18 protein-coding genes, 2 tRNA genes and 3 pseudogenes are annotated in these 17,025 nt (G+C 62.7%); 6 read left to right on the top strand and 17 right to left on the bottom strand.

The window, feature by feature from the left end:
• Nucleotides 1-19 precede the first annotated feature (19 nt).
• Genes eat through eutC form a run of 3 tightly spaced genes read left to right on the top strand, consistent with a single transcriptional unit; the run spans nucleotide 20 to nucleotide 3,647 of the window.
• Entirely contained in the window at nucleotides 20-1,429 is a 1,410-nt protein-coding gene (gene eat, locus BTH_RS28895; protein ID WP_011402658.1) for an ethanolamine permease, read from the top strand.
• 32 nt (nucleotides 1,430-1,461) lie between these two features.
• Nucleotides 1,462-2,859, top strand: coding sequence for an ethanolamine ammonia-lyase subunit EutB (locus tag BTH_RS28890; protein WP_009910253.1), 1,398 nt, complete (start codon nucleotides 1,462-1,464; stop codon nucleotides 2,857-2,859).
• Nucleotides 2,856-3,647: an ethanolamine ammonia-lyase subunit EutC gene (gene eutC / locus BTH_RS28885; RefSeq protein WP_009910252.1), complete on the top strand. Its 792-nt coding sequence runs from the start codon at nucleotides 2,856-2,858 to the stop codon at nucleotides 3,645-3,647. Before BTH_RS28890 ends, eutC begins: the two co-directional genes overlap by 4 nt.
• On the opposite strand, the gene BTH_RS32675 is transcribed toward eutC, so the two are convergent.
• Both BTH_RS32675 and BTH_RS28880 read right to left on the bottom strand, forming a co-directional pair.
• Entirely contained in the window at nucleotides 3,580-4,128 is a 549-nt protein-coding gene (locus BTH_RS32675; protein ID WP_080511571.1) for an MGMT family protein, read from the bottom strand. The two genes, eutC and BTH_RS32675, sit on opposite strands and share 68 nt — an antisense overlap.
• Nucleotides 4,094-4,654 (bottom strand): annotated as a pseudogene (locus BTH_RS28880) (LysR substrate-binding domain-containing protein); the annotation flags it as partial. The pseudogene BTH_RS28880 and the gene BTH_RS32675, both read right to left, overlap by 35 nt.
• 55 nt (nucleotides 4,655-4,709) lie before the next feature.
• Here BTH_RS28880 and BTH_RS28875 point away from each other — a divergent pair.
• Nucleotides 4,710-5,699, top strand: a pseudogene (locus BTH_RS28875) (IS256 family transposase); the annotation flags it as partial.
• 113 nt (nucleotides 5,700-5,812) lie between these two features.
• Here the strand turns inward: BTH_RS28875 and BTH_RS32670 are convergent.
• The 5 genes from BTH_RS32670 to BTH_RS28860 form a co-directional block, all read right to left on the bottom strand.
• A complete protein-coding gene (locus tag BTH_RS32670) occupies nucleotides 5,813-6,328 on the bottom strand; it encodes a site-specific integrase (protein ID WP_156530116.1) in 516 nt (171 codons plus the stop codon).
• Nucleotides 6,329-6,396: 68 nt separating this feature from the next.
• Nucleotides 6,397-6,467: transfer RNA gene (locus BTH_RS28870), tRNA-Ser, on the bottom strand.
• Between the two features lie 85 nt (nucleotides 6,468-6,552).
• On the bottom strand, nucleotides 6,553-6,870 hold the full coding sequence (locus BTH_RS32665; RefSeq protein ID WP_011402654.1) for a helix-turn-helix domain-containing protein: 318 nt from the start codon (nucleotides 6,868-6,870) through the stop codon (nucleotides 6,553-6,555).
• 7 nt (nucleotides 6,871-6,877) lie between these two features.
• Nucleotides 6,878-7,210: a type II toxin-antitoxin system RelE/ParE family toxin gene (locus tag BTH_RS28865; protein WP_009910242.1), complete on the bottom strand. Its 333-nt coding sequence runs from the start codon at nucleotides 7,208-7,210 to the stop codon at nucleotides 6,878-6,880.
• A 41-nt stretch (nucleotides 7,211-7,251) separates the two neighbouring features.
• Nucleotides 7,252-7,767, bottom strand: coding sequence for a site-specific integrase (locus BTH_RS28860; protein WP_227739577.1), 516 nt, complete (start codon nucleotides 7,765-7,767; stop codon nucleotides 7,252-7,254).
• 76 nt (nucleotides 7,768-7,843) lie between these two features.
• Between BTH_RS28860 and BTH_RS34160 the strand changes: the two genes are divergently transcribed.
• Nucleotides 7,844-8,601 (top strand): IS5 family transposase gene (locus BTH_RS34160; protein ID WP_099005207.1). Its coding sequence is split into 2 segments (ribosomal slippage): nucleotides 7,844-8,159 and nucleotides 8,159-8,601, totalling 759 coding nucleotides; the frame shifts between segments, so codons are not numbered across the junction.
• A 400-nt stretch (nucleotides 8,602-9,001) separates the two neighbouring features.
• Here the strand turns inward: BTH_RS34160 and BTH_RS28845 are convergent.
• The 9 genes from BTH_RS28845 to BTH_RS28805 form a co-directional block, all read right to left on the bottom strand.
• Entirely contained in the window at nucleotides 9,002-9,781 is a 780-nt protein-coding gene (locus BTH_RS28845) for a rolling circle replication-associated protein (protein ID WP_011402651.1), read from the bottom strand.
• Nucleotides 9,782-10,239: 458 nt separating this feature from the next.
• Nucleotides 10,240-10,821 (bottom strand): hypothetical protein, encoded by a 582-nt coding sequence (locus BTH_RS28840; protein WP_043300356.1) that lies wholly within the window; start codon nucleotides 10,819-10,821, stop codon nucleotides 10,240-10,242.
• Nucleotides 10,822-10,897: 76 nt separating this feature from the next.
• Nucleotides 10,898-12,280, bottom strand: coding sequence for a type II secretion system protein GspD (locus BTH_RS28835; protein WP_011402649.1), 1,383 nt, complete (start codon nucleotides 12,278-12,280; stop codon nucleotides 10,898-10,900).
• A complete protein-coding gene (locus BTH_RS28830) occupies nucleotides 12,277-13,185 on the bottom strand; it encodes a zonular occludens toxin domain-containing protein (RefSeq protein WP_025404147.1) in 909 nt (302 codons plus the stop codon). The genes BTH_RS28835 and BTH_RS28830 overlap by 4 nt, the downstream gene beginning before the upstream one ends.
• Nucleotides 13,182-13,463: a DUF2523 domain-containing protein gene (locus tag BTH_RS28825; RefSeq protein WP_025404146.1), complete on the bottom strand. Its 282-nt coding sequence runs from the start codon at nucleotides 13,461-13,463 to the stop codon at nucleotides 13,182-13,184. Before BTH_RS28825 ends, BTH_RS28830 begins: the two co-directional genes overlap by 4 nt.
• On the bottom strand, nucleotides 13,460-15,073 hold the full coding sequence (locus BTH_RS34155) for an IgG-binding virulence factor TspB family protein (RefSeq protein WP_011402647.1): 1,614 nt from the start codon (nucleotides 15,071-15,073) through the stop codon (nucleotides 13,460-13,462). The genes BTH_RS28825 and BTH_RS34155 overlap by 4 nt, the downstream gene beginning before the upstream one ends.
• A 73-nt stretch (nucleotides 15,074-15,146) precedes the next feature.
• Nucleotides 15,147-15,419, bottom strand: coding sequence for a hypothetical protein (locus tag BTH_RS28815; RefSeq protein WP_025404144.1), 273 nt, complete (start codon nucleotides 15,417-15,419; stop codon nucleotides 15,147-15,149).
• Nucleotides 15,420-15,482: 63 nt separating this feature from the next.
• Complete coding sequence (locus BTH_RS28810; protein WP_011402645.1) at nucleotides 15,483-15,692, bottom strand: major capsid protein; 210 nt, start codon at nucleotides 15,690-15,692, stop codon at nucleotides 15,483-15,485.
• Nucleotides 15,693-15,775: 83 nt separating this feature from the next.
• Entirely contained in the window at nucleotides 15,776-16,078 is a 303-nt protein-coding gene (locus BTH_RS28805) for a hypothetical protein (RefSeq protein WP_011402644.1), read from the bottom strand.
• A gap of 500 nt (nucleotides 16,079-16,578) precedes the next feature.
• On the opposite strand from BTH_RS28805, the pseudogene BTH_RS35430 reads away from it, so the two are divergent.
• A pseudogene (locus BTH_RS35430) lies at nucleotides 16,579-16,689 on the top strand (transcriptional regulator); the annotation flags it as partial.
• A 244-nt stretch (nucleotides 16,690-16,933) separates the two neighbouring features.
• Here BTH_RS35430 and BTH_RS28795 read toward each other — a convergent pair.
• Nucleotides 16,934-17,009 (bottom strand) — tRNA-Arg (locus BTH_RS28795).
• Nucleotides 17,010-17,025 lie beyond the last annotated feature (16 nt).

Genomic DNA, 17,025 nt, shown 5'->3' with positions numbered 1-17,025 from the left:
CCCCTTCGAGGAGAGATTCATGCAGACGGAATCGAATGGCCGCCCCGGCGCGGGCGGCGGCGCAGCGCGGCCGGCGCTTCAGCAGACGCTCGGCACGTGGCAGCTGTGGGGGATCGCGGTCGGTCTCGTGATCTCGGGCGAGTACTTCGGCTGGAGCTACGGCTGGGCGAGTGCGGGCACGCTCGGCTTCGTCGTCACCGCGCTGTTCGTCGCGGCGATGTACACGACCTTCATTTTCAGCTTCACCGAGCTCACGACGTCGATTCCGCACGCGGGCGGCCCGTTCGCGTACGCGCGGCGCGCGTTCGGCCCGGCGGGCGGCTATCTCGCCGGCGTCGCTACGCTCGTCGAATTCGTGTTCGCGCCGCCCGCGATCGCGCTGGCGATCGGCGCGTACCTGCACGTGCAGTTTCCCGGCCTCGAGCCGAAGCACGCGGCGATGGGCGCGTATCTCGTGTTCATGGCGCTGAACATCGTCGGCGTGCAGATCGCCGCGACGTTCGAACTCGTCGTCACGCTGCTCGCGATCTTCGAGCTGCTCGTGTTCATGGGCGTCGTGTCGCCGGGCTTCGCGTGGAGCAACTTCATGAAGGGCGGCTGGGCGGGCGCGGATCACTTCAGCGCGGGTGCGTTCCACGGGATGTTCGCGGCGATCCCGTTCGCGATCTGGTTCTTCCTCGCGATCGAGGGCGTCGCGATGGCGGCCGAGGAAGCGAAGAATCCGAAGCGCTCGATTCCGATCGCATACGTGGCCGGCATCCTGACGCTCGTCGCGCTCGCGATCGGCGTGATGGTGTTCGCGGGCGGCGCGGGCGACTGGACCCGGCTCGCGAACATCAACGATCCGCTGCCGCAGGCAATGAAGTACATCGTCGGCGCGAACAGCGGCTGGATGCACATGCTTGTGTGGCTCGGCCTGTTCGGCCTCGTCGCGTCGTTCCACGGGATCATCCTCGGCTATTCGCGCCAGATCTTCGCGCTCGCCCGCGAGGGCTATCTGCCCGAATGGCTCGCGAAGGTGCACCCGCGCTTCAAGACGCCTTATCGCGCGATCCTCGCGGGCGGCGTGGTCGGCATCGTCGCGATCTATAGCGACGAGCTGATCCAGTTCGGCGGCCAGACGCTCACCGCGAACATCGTGACGATGTCCGTATTCGGCGCTATCGTGATGTACATCGTCAGCATGGCCGCGCTCTTCAAGCTGCGCCGCGCGCAGCCGAGGATGGAGCGCCCGTTCCGCGCGCCGCTGTACCCGTTCTTCCCGGCGTTCGCGCTCGTCGCGGCGCTCGTGTGCCTCGGCACGATGGTGTACTTCAACGCGCTCGTCGCGTCGATCTTCGTCGCGTTCGTCGCGCTCGGGTACGGCTACTTCCTCGCGACGCGCGCGCAGCGCGCGGCCGCGCCCGCCGACGCGCTGCTGGAGGAGTGAACGGCGCGCGGCCGTGACGATAAGGAGCCCTGATGCGATATACGGAGACGATCGGTTCGCGCACCTACCGCTTCGCGGACCTGAAAACGCTGCTCGCGAAGGCGAGCCCTTTGCGTTCCGGCGACCAGCTCGCGGGCGTCGCGGCCGCGACCGAGGAGGAGCGCGTCGCCGCGAAGATGGCGCTCGCGAGCGTGCCGCTCGCCGCGTTCCTGAACGAGGCTGTGATTCCCTACGAAGACGACGAGGTCACGCGCCTCGTCGTCGACACGCATTCGCGCGACGCGTTCGCCGAGATCTCGCACCTGACGGTCGGCGATTTCCGCAACTGGCTGCTGTCGCCCGCGGCCGACGCCGCCGCGCTCGAGCGGATCGCGTCCGGCCTCACGCCGGAGATGGTCGCGGCCGTATCGAAGCTGATGCGCAATCAGGACCTGATCGCGGCGGCGAGGAAGCGCCGCGTCGTCACGCGCTTTCGGAATACGGTCGGGCTGCCGGGGCGGATGTCGGTGCGCTTGCAGCCGAACCATCCGACCGACGACGTGAAGGGCATCGCCGCATCGATGCTCGATGGGTTGATGTACGGCTGCGGCGACGCGATGATCGGCATCAACCCGGCAACCGACAGCCTCGCCGCGATCACGAAGCTGCTCGCGATGATCGACGCGTTTCGCGAGCGCTACCGCGTGCCGACGCAGTCGTGCGTGCTCACGCACGTGACGAACACGATCGCGGCGATCGAGAAGGGCGCGCCCGTCGATCTCGTGTTTCAGTCGATCGCGGGCACGGAGAAGGCGAACGCAAGCTTCGGCATTTCGCTCGCGCTGCTCGCCGAGGCGCGCGACGCGGCGCTCGCGCTCAAGCGCGGCACGGTCGGCGACAACCTGATGTATTTCGAGACGGGCCAGGGCAGCGCGCTGTCGGCGAACGCGCATCACAGCGTCGATCAGCAGACGTGTGAGGTGCGCGCATACGCGGTCGCGCGCGTGTTCGAGCCGTTTCTCGTCAACACGGTGGTCGGCTTCATCGGCCCCGAATATCTGTACGACGGCAAGCAGATCATCCGCGCGGGGCTCGAGGATCACTTCTGCGGCAAGCTGCTCGGCGTGCCGATGGGCTGCGACATCTGCTACACGAACCACGCGCAAGCCGATCAGGACGACATGGACAACCTGCTCACGCTGCTCGGCGCGGCGGGCATCAACTTCATCATGGGCATTCCCGGCGCGGACGACGTGATGCTCAACTACCAGAGCACGTCGTTTCACGATCAGCTCTACGTGCGCGAAGTGCTCGGCCTGCGCCGCGCGCCCGAGTTCGAGGAATGGCTGGAGGCGATGGAGATCGCGGACGCGCACGGCGCGCTGCGCGCCGCGTCGGCGCGCGTGCCGCTGCTCGCGGGCGCGAACGACTGGATGGGGCTCTCCGCATGAGCGACGCGGTCGAAAAGAATCCGTGGGGGCAACTGAAGTCGTTCACGAACGCGCGGATCGCGCTCGGCCGCGCGGGCAACAGCCTGCCGACCGCGCCGCTGCTCGCGTTCAACCTGTCGCATGCGCAGGCGCGCGATGCCGTCCATCAGCCGCTCGACGCCGACGCGCTGCGCCGCGACATCGAAGCGGCCGGGCTGCCGACGCTCGGCGTGCAGAGCGCCGCGCCGGACCGGCAGCATTACCTGCGCCGGCCGGATCTCGGCCGCAGGCTCTCCGACGACAGCCGCGCGCTGCTCGCGGCGTATGGCGCGGGGCTCGACGAAGCGCCGGATGTGGTGTTCGTCGTCGGCGACGGGCTGTCGGCGTTCGCGGCCGCGAAGCAGGCGTTGCCGCTGCTGAACGCGATGCGGGCGAAGCTCGACGGCTGGCGAGTGGGGCCTGTCGTCGTCGCGCGGCAGGCGCGCGTCGCGCTCGGCGACGAGATCGGCGAGTTGCTCGGTGCGCGCCTCGTTGCGATGCTGATCGGCGAGCGGCCCGGCCTGAGCTCGCCGGACAGCCTCGGCGTGTATCTGACATATGCGCCGAAGGTCGGCTGTCACGACGCGCAGCGCAACTGCATCTCGAATGTGCGCCCCGAAGGGCTGCCTCACGACGCGGCCGCGCACAAGCTGCACTACCTGCTGACGCACGCGCGGCGGCTCGGGATGACGGGCGTCGGGCTCAAGGACGACAGCGACGCGCTGTTGCCCGCCTCGCAGGCTGAAGCGGAGCGTCTGGCGCAGGAATAGCCCTGGGCAGGTTGCGCGGCGGCCGGCGGTTTTCGGCGGTGTGAGGCGTTCGCCGGGTTTGGGCGATGCCGCAGCGGCGCACGAATGTTTCGCGCCGCCGCCACGGGCTGCGCCCCTGCGACGCGCGCGAACGTGCTCCGCGGCGCGGGCGGCTTCCGGGTGCGGCGCACGAACGCGGCGGGCGCATGCCGCGCGCCTGTCGCGCGAATCGGCGCGACAGGCTTGCCCCGGCCGCTTCGATGGGCGCGGGCGCATGCCGGCGCTCGTGTCCGGGCCGCCGCCGTTTGTGCTCGATGCCGCCGCCTTGGCCCGTCAGCGCTCCGTCCTTGCCGACGATCCGATGGCGCGGCACGACGATCGAGATGTGGTTCGCGCCGTTCGCCGCGGCGAGCGCGCGCCGAGCAGGCGCTCCAGACCGGCGACTGACTCCGCTGCGGCTCCGGCATTCATGCGTCGCGAAACAAGCGCTCGCAAACGAAATCGACGAACACTCGCACCTTCGGCGACAACTGCCGGTTCGACGGCCACAAAATCGAGAACTGCCCGGGCCCGATCCGGTATGCGTCGAGCACGGTCACGAGCGCGCCGTCGGCGAGCGTGTCGCGCGCGAGGAAGTCCGGCATGTAGCCGATGCCGAATCCCGCCATCACCGCCGCGCGCAGCGCCTCCATGTTGTTGCACGTCATCGTGGTGTGCAGGTTCGGCGGCTCGCTGCCGTCTGGCAGCAGCGCCCACGGCTGCAGCTTGCCCGTCGTCGGGAAGCGGTAGCGCACGCACGCGTGCGCGTCGAGTTCGCGCAGCGTGCGCGGAGCGCCCGCCCGCGCGAGATACGCGGGCGACGCGCACAGCAGAAAGCTGAACGGCCCGAGGCGGCGCGACATCAGGCTCGAATCGCTGAGCGTGCCGCTGCGGATCACCGCGTCGAAGCCGCCTTCGACGACGTCGACGAGCCGGTCGTTGAAATCGAGGTCCAGCTCGACGTCCGGATAGCGGCGCTTGAATTCCGGAGCCTATCCGAATGTTTGTGTGTGAGGCATAAACTGATGGCCAAGGAGCCACTTTATGCCACGCAAACGCAAGGAAGAAGTGACGATTGAACCGGGCAAGGGCTTGAACCTGGACCCGGAACTGATCAAGCAACTGGTACCCGGAACGCTGGATCGGGCAACGATCAACGAGCAGCTCGCCGCGCTCAAGAAAGCAATCTTCGAACGCGCGCTGGGCGGCGAACTGACCCACCACCTCGGCTACGAGAAGGGCGATGCCAAGCCGGCAGGCCGCACGAACCACCGCAACGGCACCAGCCGCAAGCGCATCACGACCGACGACGACCTGCTCGACGTCGAGATTCCGCGCGACCGAGAAGGCACCTTCGATCCGGTGCTGATCGCCAAGGGCGAGCGACGCTTCACCGGCTTTGACGACAAGATCATCGCGATGTACGCACGCGGCATGAGCGTGCGGGAGATTCAGGGTTTCCTGCTGGAGATGTACGGCATCGAGGTGTCGCCGGACTTCATCAGTACGGTGACCGATGCCGTGATCGACGAAGTGCGCGAATGGCAGCAGCGGCCGCTCGAGCCGATGTACCCGGTCGTGTTCTTCGACGCCTTGCGAGTCAAGATCCGCGACGAAGGCGTGGTCCGCAACAAGGCGATCTACCTGGCGCTGGGCGTGCGCCGCGACGGCACACGCGACGTGTTGGGCCTTTGGATCGAGCAGACCGAGGGGGCCAAGTTCTGGCTGCGGGTGGTGAACGACCTTAAGCTGCGCGGCGTGCAGGATATCCTGATCGCCGTGGTCGACGGCCTGAAGGGCTTCCCGGAAGCGATCAACACGGTGTTCCCGGAAACGACGGTCCAGACCTGCATCGTGCATCTGATCCGGAACTCACTGGACTTCGCCAGCTGGAAAGACAGGAAATCGGTCGCAGCGGCGCTCAAGGAGGTCTATCGGGCACCGTCGGCCGAAGCGGCCGCCGTGGCGCTGGAAGCGTTCGATACGAGCCCGTGGGGTACGAAATACCCTCCGATTGCCGCGCTCTGGCGCCGAGGGCAGTATCTCGTAGGAATTTTTTTACTCAAGACCGGGCGTCATGCTCGATGCCCGGTCTTCTCTCTGAGGCCTGCGCCCGGCCGCGACCTTGACTGCGGTAGAGGGGGCCGTCAATTCACCGAAGCGCGCAGGTCGGGGCCGGATGGGGCGCTCACTTTCCGGACGGCAGTTACCAGTTCCTGGTCCGTCGGGTTGTAATACCGCATTGCCATCTGCAGTGTCTTCCAACCCATGACCTTGGCCAGGGTGGACGCAGGCATGTGCGGCGCGAGCCGAGATGCAGCTTCGTGCCGCAAGTCATGAAAACGCAGCCCGACAACGCCCGCCCGTTCACAGGCCCGACGAAATGCTGCGCTGAGTCCCCTCGAATCGTAGAACGACGTCAACCGCCCGCCATGAATTGACCGGGGAAGCGCCCGAATCGCTGCCTCTGCCCGCTCGGACAGCGGCACCGACCGCGCATGCCCGTTCTTTGTGAGGTTCAGGCGGATGGTGTGATTCGCGAGGTCGATTTGTTCCCAGCGAAGCTTCACGATTTCACCTGCACGCATCCCCGTCTCGATGGCAAGGACGATACAGAAAGACAGTGTCGCAGACCGTTGATGTTTGCAGCAGGAGTGCAGCAAAAATGCAGCAACAAATCTGTAAGCACCGCAAAGCGAGGCTTGAGCTTGAGGTAAGTCCTTGATTTTGTTGGCGCGCCCGGCTGGGATCGAACCAGCAACCCCTGCCTTCGGAGGGCAGATAGCCGCACTCATCACACGCTGCTTGCGCATTTTCTTGGGACACAGGACGCTGCCCACGCTACACATTTGCACGCATCCTTAAATCCATGTCGCATTGAGCACCGTCAAGCAAACGAAATCACAAGCCGCTTACCACATGCAGCCGCGTATTTACGCAGCGTCGCAAATGATGGTGAATGCTTTTCACTCGACAACGAAGCCTCAAGCCGCGAGACCGCCGATGCGGTCGTACCCATCCGCTCAGCAATCTGAGCCTGTGTCAGACCAGCATCGCGCCGTGCAGACAAGATAGCGCGCAACGCGGTGTACTCATCCTCCAACGCGTCATACGCCGCCTTGACATTGCGACCGGCGAGCAGGCGCGCCGTGTCGTCCGCCGTATGCGGAACCGGATTGAATCCCTCAGCGCGAACACGCTTCACTGCTACCTTAGCCATTACGCACCTCTCTCAAACGTGCTTGGGCGATCCGCAATTCATGTTGCGGCGTTTCCTGTGTCTTCTTGACGAAGGAGTGCAGCACAACGACTTGCCGCCCCACATGCGTGCAATAGAACACCCGCCCGATGCCTTCCCTACCCTTGGGGCGCAACTCAAACAGCCCGTTACCCATTGCTCTGGAATGCGGCATCCGTAGATCCGCCCCGAATTCCTGCATCAGATCCAACAGCCGGAGGTAGTCCGCGAGAATCCCAGCCGGGAACGCGAAAACGTCGCGCTTCACCCGTTCGTTGTAGTAGACGACCGTCCAATCAAATTTCATGTTAGCAAATTTGCTATATTTCTGCAATCTGGCCTGCCGCTCTAGAGCGGCAGGAGCTTCTGTACAGCCGCGCGGCCTTGGTCCGGCGACAGGTGGGCGTAGCGCTCCGTCACGGAGATCGAGGAGTGCCCCAGCAGGTCTTTCACGACGTACAGGGAAACACCCTCCATCACCAGCCATGACGCGAAAGTATGTCGCAGGTCGTGGATCCGGAAATTCTCGATACCGACGCGGGCGCATGCTGCGTTAAATCCTTTCTGCAGGGTCTGTATGCGCTTCCCGGACCACCCCGGAAACACCCACTCGGAACCGGAACACTTCCGCTCAACCCAATCCCGTTGATCCCTCAATGCCGACAGCGCGGCACTATTCAACGGCACCACCCTACGCTTGCCGTTCTTCGTATGCTCAGCGTCCAGACGCAAAAACGAGCGCTCAAAATCCACCCGACGCCAGTCAAGCGCCAATAACTCGTTCTTTCTGCAACCTGTACTGAGTGCGAGGCGCACGAAATTTGCCAAATGTGGGCGCTTTGCATAAGCACCGGCAGAAAGAATCAGCGCGGACGCTTCCGCACGCGATATCCATCTAGGGCGTGTTCACACTACATTAGTTTGAGGTTATGCTTCGGAGATGGAAATCTCCGAAGCCCAATTCAAGCAGATCGAACATTGCCTGCCGCGACAGCGTGGCAATGTGAGCCTGTCGAACCTGCAAGTGCTCAACGCGATCCTTTATGTGGCCGAGCACGGATGTAAATGGCGCGGCCTGCCACCACGTTTCGGCCGCTGGCACACGATCTACACGCGCATGAACCGTTGGTCTCGCAACGGTGTACTGGACCGAGTGTTCACGGAGTTGCAGCGCGCGCAGATCATTCGCGTTCGGATTGAAGCGGTATCGCTGGATAGCACGATCGTGAAGGTTCATCCTGACGGCACCGGTGCGTTAAAAAAAATGGACCTCAAGCCATCGGCAAGTCTCGCGGAGGATGGACAACCAAGATTCATATGGTTGCCGCGGATGCTCGAACAGCCATAACGTTCGCACTGTCGCCCGGTCAAGCCGGCGATGCGCCGCAGGGACGTGCACTGCTCGAACGCCTGGGGCCGCCGAATCGGCCGCTGCACCTGCTGATGGACAAGGCGTACGAAGGTAACGAAACCCGACAACTCGCGCTCGATCTCGGCTTCATCCCGGTCGTCCCTCCGTTGAGTACGCGCGTCGAGCCTTGGGAATACGACCGGGAAATGTACAAGCGTCGTAACGAAGTCGAGCGGCTGTTCCGTCGATTGAAGGGTTTTCGTCGCATCTTCTCGCGCTTCGACAAACTCGACTTGATGTTCATTGCCTTTATCAACTTCGCCCTGATTATCGAAGCCCTTCGATAGTGTGAACACGCCCTAACCCGATGCTCCCCGCCATTCAATCCGAGACTCTGCGCCGGATTCGGCAAGTCAGAGCAATCGCATTCGAGACGGACAAAATTAATAGCTGCCGAAAGAAATTTCAACTCTCTCTTGACTGTTGACTCCTGCACACCATCGGCAAGACGGACCGCAACATACTTCCGAACGTCCACCCTTTTCAACGCCGAGATAGCGCGTCCGCCAAAATACGGCTGAAGTCGCTTCAACGAGTACATATCTCGCTGCTTACTGCGGTGATCCTTAGCCGACAAATAAATACCGACGATTTCCTCAAATGTCATTCCAAACGCCTCTAGCGCTATTGAATCACCAGAATATCGACAGTTGCGATTCTATGCTTAAATCCATTTACATAATTGGTCTAATTCTCGCGCGTCGATAACCAGAACACGCCCAACTCCTGCCGCCAAAACGCTTGACAGCGGTCAAGCGTCGCGCCCGCCTGCAAAGCCGCATTGAACGCAACCTTCAGGGCTTCCGCCGGATCATTCGCGGCAATGTGATCGATCGGCATAACCTCCGGAACGACGACGCCGCGGCTTGTCCAATACCGCTTTTCATTCAGCGCGTGTTCCGCGAAATCCTTCGTGATGTACTTCGCCAGGTAGGCCGCGAGCTTGTGCCGCAGGCCCCTTTCCTTGAACGGGTTTCGGACGTTAATCTGCCCATTCCCGACGCCTACGATGCTTTGCCAGATCGAGCGCAGCACTCGATAGTTCTGACGGCCCTTGACCGCCACGTGGAGGTGCCACGCACCCCGCTTCTGACGCTCAGGCGTCGCGACATACTGGAAGGTCGACAGCTTCGCGAGACGCCGGCGCAGCGCGTCGAAATCACGCTTCAGGCGGGCTTTGTCCTGCATGTTCTCGCGGTACGTCAACGTGATCATTCGATCCGCTCCAATCGCCTTACACCGTAGCCGCACCTGCTGCTTGGCACGCTTCGCCGCATCGAGCAGGTTCGATTCACTGTTCTCCGACTCCCCGCGTTTCGCCTTGGGCCTCGCGTTCAACGACAGTGCGCCCATGTACCGATCAAACCGCGTCGCCGTCACTTCGACCTGCCCATCACCGAAATTCCGGCCACGGATCACCCACTCTCTACGGAACGGCGAGAAGTCGCCTATACTTGCGTCGTGCATTGCAATCACCCTTGTAATGCGCTGTTTCACCAAGCCCTGACCGTGCCAGCGTTCAGGGCTTTTCTTTTTTCCGAGCTGTCTTTCTGTCCTTGCTCCGCCTCGCTCTATGCCTGCGTCCGTGTCCCGTATCCGTTAAGTGTCCCTGATACAAGTTTAGGGGCCGCGCTGCGCGCGGCCCGCCCGGCGCGCTCTGCTGCGCTGGGCGAGCCCCGCGCACTTCAACCCCCACCCCCTCGCCACCGAACCGCCTACGCCCGCCCCAATCGCGCCGGAAGCGCCCCGCGCGGCAGTGCCTTGCAGAATGGAGGGGCCACCGCCGCAGCGCCTTCGCTCCCCGCCCCCCGCGATTACCCGCTACTCGGTCCGGCGGGCCGCGCTGAGCCGCGCGACAAAGGCCAGGACTTCGCATTGCCGCCGTCGCCCTACGCCGCTTCGGCCTCGGCCGGACACTCCCGACGCTAGACGCCCGATTTTTCGTTACGCCCGCGATCGAGATAACGATTAAATCCGTCCTTGTCGTACTCAAACGCCCCGAGCATCAACTCGTCGGCCCAATACGCCAAGCGCTCGACCACTTCTGCCTTTGATAGCCCCGCATCAACCGCCAGCCGATCAAGCGCGAAATGTGCCCGTTGGTCGACGGTAAAACTGAATCGGCGACGCTCGTAATCCTTGCTCGCATGAATCGGCAATCGCACCACTCGCCGAACCCAATCAACCTCATGCACGACTGACGAACGCGAACGTTGCGGGTCGATAGCCTTGCGCTTCGACGCCTCTAAATCGCGACGGAGTTGCGCCAATTCTTCGCGAAGCCGCTCGTTCTCCATTACTAGCTCGTCATAAGCGTCGACAGCAGGTGGAATATTTTTCGTTACCGTAACGGGATTGCCTGACGCCTTGCGCCGCGCACGGAATGCCGCTTGCCGCTCCGCGTTCGTCATCGACCCACCTTCCTTGCGCGGGCGACCGCGACCACGCTTTCCCGTTACGGCTGGAAGCGGTAACGGAATTGTTTTCGTGTCTTCGGGTTGGATCATGACGCACACTCCATATCGACAATGTTCTTATTTTACGTTACGAGTAACGATAAATAAATATTTGTTACGAGTAACGTTAAATCCGCTGTACCTGTAGTACGAGCAGCACCTCCGTGCGCTGCTTCGAGCTTGATCGACCATCAAGAAAGCTCGGCAGCCACGCGTAACCGCTACGCGCCGTCGAATTCCGGTCCTGAATCAGCCCGCCCAGCACCACGACCTCGCCATCCGTCAGCCGTGTGACGGTCTGTAGCTGGCGCGTGTTCTTTGTCGGCGACGTATCGACGCCGGTTTTCGTCGGGACAAAATCGGAGATCTCCTCATGCACGCGCAGTTCGATCGCGTCACGCATCACCGTAGGCTCAACGTCGAAAATCAGCCCGGCGTCCTGATAGGTGATCGACTGAACCGGCGTGCCGCTCGACCCTTGGTAGCTCACGCTTGATTGCGTCGGCACCTGCTGCCCGACGTTCAGCCGCACCCGCTCGCCCGACGCGATCCGCACATGCGGCGAACTGATGACCTTGAACCGCGAATCGGCATTGAGCGCAGATATCGCCGCGTCGATGCCCGGCCCGGTGAATCGCACCGCGCTCTTGTCGGATGACGTGTCGCCGCTCGAGATTCGAAGCTGACCGCCCAGCACCTTCGCCGCGATGCTCCACGCCGAATTGGTCGAATCGGTGTTGGTCACTTCATACGCCCAGCCGCGCACCACCACCTCGCCCGGCGCAGTGTCCAGCTCGGGAACCAGTTTGCGCAGCATGGCAACCTCATCGCGCGAGCCGACGATCACCAGCTCACCGCCGCGCGCCTGAACACCGCTCGCAACTGGTTGAGCAACAGGCGCGTTAGTCGGCACCGCAGCCGGTGCGCCCGGCACCTGTACGGCACCAGCAGACTCGCCAGCGACCGGGCCAACGGATACCGGTGGCAGCATCGAGTGCGAGCCAATCAACGGCTCTACCAGCTCGCGTAAATCGCTGGCCTTCCGGTATCGCGGTTTGTATACGTACACATCGCGATCCGCTTTCGCGAGCACGGCGCCCGGCTTTCTCATCACGTAATCGACGCCGTTTTTCGTGACTACCTGAAAGCCGAGCGAATCGAGGAAATCCACCATCACGTCGCGCACATCGCGGCTCTGATCGTCCAGACGGAATGACACAAGACGAGTGTCGGTCAGCACATCCGGGCCGAGCACATAAGGCGTGCGCATTGCGTCCTGATAGATCAGGTCGACCACCTGCGCCACCGTGACGAACCGCAGGTCAAACGCCGTCCCGCGAACGTGCTTGAGCGGCGTGAGCGGCGACGGTGCGGGCAAAGGTGGCGCAGACGCCGCGGCAGCCAAACTGGAGTCAGCTGGCAGGGTCGGCAACGGCGGAACCGAGCCAGCCGCATGCACCCACCCACTCGACAGCATCAACGCGCCAAGCAGCGCACCATATCGCCTCATCTCACACCCCCGTTTTGTTCTGTTTTTCCACCCTGCACGCCCGTCCACCCGCTCGTCATCTTTCCGTCCACTTCGCCGACCAGACGCACGCCCTCGCCGCGAAACTCAGACGCCGGAACCGCGCGCAATCGACTATCCGCCCCTACCACCACGACATACGCGACACCGGCCACCGCGTAACGCCCGGCCACTCGCCATTCAGCCGACTTGCTTGCGTCAGCTGGACGCGTTGCCGTCGCCGGTTGCGACGCCGGGACCGCAGCCGTTGCCGTTGCAGCTTGTGCAGTGCCGAAGCCTTCGTGCGCCCTGTGATAAATCTTCACGGCCAGCACGACGAACACGACCAGCGCGACCGGCACGACATACAACGCCTTGGGAATGACCGCCTGTTTCTTCGTGTGAACCTCGGCGCTCGTATACAGCTTGAACACCTCGCGCGGATACGACCATTGGCGCTTCACCGCGTCTTTCAAGCTGCTCGGGTTGTGGCAGTGATCCCATTCGTACAGCATCGCGCGCTTCAGCCCGAACAGGTTGCGCACATGGACGTGTCGACCGACGAGATCGCGCACCGTCTTGCTGATGCGCTGCGGATGCTGCGTGATGATGATGAAGTCAACGCCCATATGTCGATGAACGTGCAGCTGCTCGACGTCCGGCGTCGGCTTTTGGCTTGCGGTCGTCGGTGGGTAGATGCGCTGGGCCTCATCGATGACGATCAGGTCGTGCGCCTGCGCGTTCACATGCCATTGCCGCAACCACGGTTCATCAATTTCGACGTGCTCGACGGCAAGGTCGCGAATGCCATCGACCAGCACGCGACGCCCTTTCGCAAGCTTCGTCAGCAGCCACACCGCATACAGCGTCTTACCGCTACCCGGCACCCCTGTAATCAGCGTGATCATTTGCTGAACACCATTTTTGTTGTAGACGTGAGCAGGTAGAACGAAACGCGGGCCGACAAGCCGCCGAGCACATACGCGATGCCGTCGCCAACGCCGCCGAGCGCCAGCACGTTCGCGATATCGGCCGCCAACCCGCCAACGCTCGCAGTCATCCACTGAATCACCTGATTCAGTGCTAAGTCGATGCCGGTCACCGTCAGGAAACCGATGCCGAGCGCCACCAATACACGCGTGACGATCGGACCAACCAGCGATATAAGCAGGGTCGCCCAGCTCATGCCATTAGCCCCATAACGAAGATGAGACCCGCGCCGAGCGCCGACAGCATGAGCACCAGCGGCCGCAGCCTCACAGCCAGATCGCAAATCGGTTGATAGCTGAACGATAGGCGCGCGTCGAACACGACGACCTCATAGGGCCGCGGGCAAACGCCGTTGTTCAGGCCGATTGAGATCGGTGACAGCGACACGCCCTTCGATTCGCGCTTCACGTCCACATCATTCGCACTACCGAGGGGTGCGCAACCGGACGCGTCGGGGTGAAGCACGCACACATCAGGCCACGGTGGCTGAGGCTTACCGGTATCTCCCGGACCTGTGCCCGGGTTAGTCCCCGGATTGGTGCCGGGATTCGTTCCCGGATCAGTGCCGGGATTTGTCCCCGGGTTCGTGCCCGGATCGGTTCCGGGGTTCGTACCCGGGTTGGTTCCCGGATTCGTGCCCGGATTCGTGCCCGGGTTGGCTCCCGGATTCGTGCCCGGGTTGGTTCCGGGATTCGTGCCCGGGTTCGTTCCGGGATCAGTACCCGGACTGGCCCCAGGGTTGCCGTTCGGCATCGGAAACCCCATCGATCCGCCGCCTGCGCGCGTGCCGGGACTCACCGACGTGAATTCGCCCACATTGGGAACCCACTGGGGATTCTGCGCATTCCAGCTACTAACGTCGTCCTCACTAATCGGGTAGCTTGGATCAAAAGGTACACCCTGATAGCCGGGTTGATTGCTGGCCTGCTTCCATAGCTCGTTCGCGAGCGCCGCGACAATTTTCGGACTGACCGGCTTAGCGCGCTCCGCATTCTCCAGCGATTTCACGGTATCCGACACAGTTTGCGGACGCCCTTGAATATCAACGTACGTCGCTTCGCGCGCACATGACGCATACACGTCGCTGAGATATGCGGTGAAGTTATGGCCGTGAATAACAACTCGCGCCGGCATATCCTTGACAGCAAGATACATGCTGTCAGTGGGGCGGCGCTGATCCGGCCAGCAGTCGGCAGCGTCAGTATTGCCCGTGCACACGAAACCCCAATAGACGTAGCCACTAGTCGGACAAGGCTCGCCAACGTGCCCCCGTGTCGCATCCGCCACTGCATCGAGCGTGACCGACGGCTTCTTCGGAAATATCAAGCGTATCAAGCCGTCAATCGCAAGCTGTACGGATGCACCGAAGGCAGCACCGAGCGCGTAGCACGCAGCAACGCCCAAAAATCCACCTCCGAGCGCGCAGCTGGCCACTGCAATGCCGCCGATAGTGGAGCTAGTAACTCCAGTGATCGTATTGATCGCTCTAGCCGTCGCCTCGACTTGCGCGCCCGAGACCTCATAACCTCGCTTTGCTTCAGTCGCGGCAATCACACCCGCCAACTGCATCGAAGGCCGGGACTCTGTCTCGACCACCACACGATCGACAACCGAACCTGAACCGGTCGCCTCCACGACGCGATCAAGCGGTCCCGCAGGTTTAGCTGTGGTTCCAGGCTCCATCACAATATTTCCGCGCGTGTCAAAGCGGACAGCCGCTTTTGGCGCTGGTACTGGACCGGCCGCATTTGCCGTCGCCAACGAAGCGAACAGCAACGCGACGATGAAAAAGTGAGCAAGCCTCATGACATCAATATCAAACCGGCTGTGTACAAGGTGACGACAGTCACCGCGAATTCGATGTAGTACAGAATCACGATCAACTCTCCGAAGCGGAATCCACGAAGCGACGCAGCGCACGCAGACCGAACGCCATCGCCAGCACCAGAAGCACCGCGCTACCCACCGCCATACCCGCTTCGATGCCACCCGGGACGGGCACATCGCCGGTTGTCCCATCGCCGACGAGCGTCAGGTGCGCGACCTGCTGCACACCGGCCGAGCCATCCGACAACGTGCACGGAACTTGAGCGCTTGACGCGGCGGCACCGGAAGCAGCGCCACACACCACTACGTCGATACCCTGCGCCATACCCCCTCCAATGAAAAACCCCCGGCGTGCCAAGGCATACCGGGGGCCTGTCGTGCCGCTCGATCAGCGACCGATGAAGCTGCGCACCGTGCGGTAGCCGAACGTCACCGCCGCCAGCGCGAGCACCGCCGTGCCGACGAGAACGATGTTCGGGCTAATGCCGTTGATCGCGTTCACGACGGCCGTCACATCCATCGCCGGGGTGCCCGCATCCGCCGCGAATGCGCCCGCGCTTGCGACCGCCGTAGCTGCTGCTGCAAACAGTTTCTTCATACTCTTTCTCTCTCAGGTTCTGGCCCGGGTGTAGAGGACCGTTCGGGTGGGCCAGCTTCGAACGGCCGGCTGCCCATGACGGGCTATGCGGTAGCGTGCGCGGCCGGTTTCGCGGTCGGTCGGCCGAACGGAACAAGCGAGACGATGCGCGGTTCGAGCTTGCCTTCCATCGACTGTTGAAGCGCGAACTCCGCGAGGTAGTCACCGGGTTGCGAATCCTTCAGCGCGTTCGGCAGGTTGATCGTTCCGACGAGAATCTGTTTGCCCTCGCTGGTCTCCTGCTCCAGCACGCATTGCGCCGTGTGGATTTCCCACGGCTGGTTCGTGCGCTTCGAGATACCACCGCGCGGGACCACTTGCAGAATCGTCAACTTTTGCTTGCTCATCTCGGTTCCTTTGATTTAGGACTGCTATTCACATTGAACGGAGCCGCGTGGACTCCGCATGCATGCGCGACGAACGCGCTAATCGAAAAAGGTGGACGCTAGGTCAGCCGCCCACAAAACACCGCGTCATCCGAGGGTGAATGTCGACGCGGCGCACTACAGGGGAAACGGGTTGCGAGGCTGGGAGACTTCCACCGGGACCAACGTGCAGAGGTCCGGTTTTCGGCCTGCCCGACGCAGAGCGTCGCGGGCCTTTTCGCGGGCACCCTCGACACCCCGGGCGCTCACATCGATGACGGCAACGCGGTTGTTACCGCACTGCGTGTAGGCATGAACTTGGTATTTCGGCACCACTCACCCCCGTTCGCTTTTGATATGGCCCCATCATCACGGGGTTTACCTTTCCCCATGGGCTGTTAGACTGCGCACATTACCTGATTGGTACATGTACCGTTTTGGGAATCCTACGTACCAATTTGGTACACGTCAAGAGGAATCGTATGGATATTGCGGAACTGATCGAACGCGCCAAGGATGCGACCGGGTCGCAGCTCGCCGTCGCCGAGAAAATCGGACGCCCGCACTCGCGCATAAGTGACTGGAAAGCGGGCCGACGCAAGCCCGATGCGGCCGACATCATGCTGCTTGCAGAGGTGGCAGGCGTACCCGTGTTCGAGACGCTCGCCGAAGTCGAAATGGAACTGGACGCAGAGCGTAGCTCGGTGTGGCAACGTGCTTTGGGAAACCTGCGTGCGGCGGGTGTAGCGGCGACTGTGGTGCTTGGCGCTACCGCCGTGGTGAGCTTGACTTCAAAACCGGCTGACGCGGCTGAAAAAGCGCAAGAAAACAAAGACTTGGCGCGCCCGGCTGGGATCGAACCAGCAACCCCTGCCTTCGGAGGGCAGTACTCTATCCATTGAGCTACGGGCGCTTACGGAGGCGATGCG

The sequence above is a fragment of the Burkholderia thailandensis E264 genome (assembly GCF_000012365.1).
In the GTDB taxonomy this organism is placed as follows: Bacteria; Pseudomonadota; Gammaproteobacteria; order Burkholderiales; family Burkholderiaceae; genus Burkholderia; species Burkholderia thailandensis.
Note: the sequence above shows the minus strand (reverse complement) of the source record. Positions and strands in the feature narration are given on the sequence as shown.

Coding starts and splice junctions, on each gene's coding strand:
- eat (WP_011402658.1), top strand. CDS start 20: ATGCAGACGGAATCGAATGGCCGCCCCGGCGCGGGCGGCGGCGCAGCG.
- BTH_RS28890 (WP_009910253.1), top strand. CDS start 1,462: ATGCGATATACGGAGACGATCGGTTCGCGCACCTACCGCTTCGCGGAC.
- eutC (WP_009910252.1), top strand. CDS start 2,856: ATGAGCGACGCGGTCGAAAAGAATCCGTGGGGGCAACTGAAGTCGTTC.
- BTH_RS28865 (WP_009910242.1), bottom strand. CDS start 7,210: ATGAAATTTGATTGGACGGTCGTCTACTACAACGAACGGGTGAAGCGC.
- BTH_RS28845 (WP_011402651.1), bottom strand. CDS start 9,781: ATGCACGACGCAAGTATAGGCGACTTCTCGCCGTTCCGTAGAGAGTGG.
- BTH_RS28840 (WP_043300356.1), bottom strand. CDS start 10,821: ATGATCCAACCCGAAGACACGAAAACAATTCCGTTACCGCTTCCAGCC.
- BTH_RS28835 (WP_011402649.1), bottom strand. CDS start 12,280: ATGAGGCGATATGGTGCGCTGCTTGGCGCGTTGATGCTGTCGAGTGGG.
- BTH_RS28830 (WP_025404147.1), bottom strand. CDS start 13,185: ATGATCACGCTGATTACAGGGGTGCCGGGTAGCGGTAAGACGCTGTAT.
- BTH_RS28825 (WP_025404146.1), bottom strand. CDS start 13,463: ATGAGCTGGGCGACCCTGCTTATATCGCTGGTTGGTCCGATCGTCACG.
- BTH_RS34155 (WP_011402647.1), bottom strand. CDS start 15,073: ATGAGGCTTGCTCACTTTTTCATCGTCGCGTTGCTGTTCGCTTCGTTG.
- BTH_RS28815 (WP_025404144.1), bottom strand. CDS start 15,419: ATGGCGCAGGGTATCGACGTAGTGGTGTGTGGCGCTGCTTCCGGTGCC.
- BTH_RS28810 (WP_011402645.1), bottom strand. CDS start 15,692: ATGAAGAAACTGTTTGCAGCAGCAGCTACGGCGGTCGCAAGCGCGGGC.
- BTH_RS28805 (WP_011402644.1), bottom strand. CDS start 16,078: ATGAGCAAGCAAAAGTTGACGATTCTGCAAGTGGTCCCGCGCGGTGGT.